At 52.2% G+C, this 2,823-nt stretch carries 2 protein-coding genes; one reads left to right on the top strand and one right to left on the bottom strand.

Annotated features, from left to right (window positions below; translation table 11 throughout):
• A partial coding sequence (locus tag BMY22_RS23030) for a hypothetical protein (protein ID WP_090625632.1) occupies window positions 1-565 on the bottom strand: 565 nt, incomplete at its 3' end.
• A 1,060-nt stretch (window positions 566-1,625) separates the two neighbouring features.
• On the opposite strand from BMY22_RS23030, the gene BMY22_RS23025 reads away from it, so the two are divergent.
• Complete coding sequence (locus BMY22_RS23025) at window positions 1,626-2,729, top strand: AAA family ATPase (protein ID WP_090625631.1); 1,104 nt, start codon at window positions 1,626-1,628, stop codon at window positions 2,727-2,729.
• Window positions 2,730-2,823 lie beyond the last annotated feature (94 nt).

The raw sequence follows: 2,823 nt of genomic DNA, 5'->3' as shown, positions 1-2,823 counted from the left end.
CCGCTTTCCGGGCCAGGGTATGGGCAAACGAGAGTCGGAGGTGTCGCCAGAACAGTTCGGTGAACCTGATCATCACCCGGGTGCGCACGAGCTGGACGCCATGCTCGCGAACCGCAATGCGTTCGACTCGTCGGCTGAGGTAGCCGGCTCTTTCCAGCAGCTTGAACAGCCGGTTCAGGGTGGCGGGCCGGAGACCGGCGTCGTAGGCCAGGCCCTTCTGGTTGTTGAGGCGGAAATTCCCCGTCTCGTCCAGCCAGCCGAGCACGCCGGTGGCCAGATCCAGGCGGACCAGTATGGGTTCGGCGGCGGCGGCCAGGTTGTGGTAGACCTCGATGCGGGTAATGCGCTCGTTGCCGTTAGTGCGAATCAGCCGGGGCAGCAGCTTGAAGCGTGTTTGGGGAATCGATTTCAGACACTCGAGGGCTTTCCTAAAGAACGGCAGCTTCAGCTGGGCCTCGGTGAGCTCTCGAGTCGGTCCATCGTAACCGGGGTTATGGCGGGCCGTTGCGGAGAGTCCGGCGGCAGGCGAAGCGGGGTGTCGGGAGGGGTGTGCTGATCGGGCCATGGGGTCCTCGCCGGCTTGGCAGCGAGGACGGGCGACGCTTCAAACTTGCACAAAATTTTGGGCGCAGTCATACTCAACTCACCAAATGGCTTGTTGGTCATTGGGGGTAGGGACTCCGTCGAAAAAGTGACCTACCCATGGTTTTGGTAGAAGGCCCGGTCTGCAAACCGGGCCTTCTGCTTTTCCGCAGTTGATTAGTTCGGTTGTACGAACGCTCCCCTCATATCAATCGAGTGAGCCTCTGGCGAGGCTGTATCGCAAGTTTTGTACGTCTTCACGATGGATTTTGCGTACGTGTCATTCGCTCGCGTGCGACCATCACTGCAGGAAAACTCGAGTATCCAGAGAAGTTTCTGATCAGCAGCGGGATGTATGGTTGCTGTAGCGATGGAGCCTTTGCTCATTGCTGCTATAGCAGTTGCTTGATCGAAGATCACAGCATGCTTCCCTGCTCTGCGTACTATCTAGAAATCCAGTCATAATGGATATTCATATCTTCGAATGCAAGAAAATCGGTTTTATGTTCTAAATTGAACAAAATAAGGTTAGAAATATTGCTCTGTACCTTTATGTCCAAAGGTGCATTTTTGCCATGCATGCTGAAGTTACAGCATGATCAAGCTGCTTAAATAAACCTTACTGCAGGGGGCTCTAAGTCCCGCATCGTCTCGAAGGAGGGAATGGTTCTCGCGCTGGTACGCAGAAACCCCAAGCCCAGCCACACCAGCTAGCGTCCACATCGCGGACAGATCTACCCACATGCCCTTCTTAGCCTCGCCCTATCGCCAGCGCTTGTAGCTCCAGCAACGACATCCTATCTAAAGTTTGACGTCTTCTAATCCTTCAGGGTCGAGAGGACGATGCCGAAAATTCTCCTCATAAGCTACAGCTTAGCGCTGCTCTCCTCCCCTTCTAATTCTCTTAAGCATACCTTTTTTCAGCAGATTACATAGGCTTTTCATGGTTTTTTTTAGAAAAACAGCCTAAAACTATGAAATGATTTATTTTTTTGCCATGTACTGGTATTGTGTGCGAAACAGTGAAAGCTCATGGAAATAAAATGGAAATACAAGATAAACCTTACACTGACTACGAGTCTCTTTTTCTTCCCCCACAGTTTGCAGCTGAAAGCTTAGGGCTGACTACTCGAACCCTAAAGCTTATCGAAGAAGAAAATGGCCTTGAGATTCATCGCGTGCCGCGGGGCAGTGTTTCTGCGCGCATGTATTTGGTCTCTGATCTCTTCCAGATGGCGGCTATCCGCCGTGCTAAAGGCGCTACCAAGGGGCTGGCTCACCCCATCACCTTGTCAACTTTTGTGCAGAAGGGGGGAACTGGGAAAACGACCTGTTCTGTCAACCTGGCTATTTATCTTTCTCTTGCCGGCCTTAGAACCCTGCTCATCGATAACGACCCACAAGGTGATGCGACGACCATGCTCGGGTATGACCCCGACCTGTTTCCCGAGGAATTAGAGGAAATGGGGATTCCTGGTTCTCGGGCTATTGATGGTTGCCTTTCGAACCTGCTGGGGATGGGCGGAATATCGCCTTTGAAAACGCTAGATGAAGTAATCAAAAAACCTTTTGGTGAGTATGGTCCACATCTGATCCCTGCAGAGCCCACTCTTACCAGTTTGGATCTCGCCCTGAATGCTGCCAACAATCCTGATTTTCGTTATGCGGCGTTTATCCAGAAAGCTCGTAGCGGTCAAATCGAGCACTGTGACCTTTCTGGCTATGACGTAATCATCTTTGACAATGCCCCTTCAGGTTCACGTCTGACACGCAATACCGTAGTTGCCAGCGATATGCTGTTATGTCCTGTAAGGATGGACAAATTTTCATTTCGCGCTCTGACCAGACTGGCTAACGACTTGGTTGAGTTCGAGCAAGACTTCAATCGCTCCGTTGGCATCTGTGCTTTGCCAACTATGTTCATCAAGAATCGCCCACGCATCCTCAATAATGTCGCGAAGCTTTCAGACATGCTTCCTGGCTGTGTGACAGATTCGCGTATTTATCATTCCGAAGACTTCTCCAAGGCCTTGGAGGAGTCGATTCCCCTTTTGTTATGGCGTGGAGCATCTGATAGCTCTGCTGGCGCAATGCGACGTGCGTTTGCCGAGATTCTGGAGCGTTTGAGATCGATTGGTTCCAAGTAGTGTTCCACAGTGGAACGGGCAGGGCTCGGTGGGGTGTTCCACAGTGGAACGGGCAGGGCTCGGTGGGGTGTTCCACAGTGGAACGGGCAGGGCT

The sequence above is a fragment of the Azotobacter beijerinckii genome (assembly GCF_900110885.1).
Taxonomy (GTDB): Bacteria; Pseudomonadota; Gammaproteobacteria; order Pseudomonadales; family Pseudomonadaceae; genus Azotobacter; species Azotobacter beijerinckii.
This window is presented reverse-complemented; position numbering and strand designations above follow the sequence as displayed.

Bases quoted from the DNA above. Each gene is read 5' to 3' on its own strand.
- BMY22_RS23025 (WP_090625631.1), top strand. From the start codon at position 1,626: ATGGAAATACAAGATAAACCTTACACTGACTACGAGTCTCTTTTTCTT.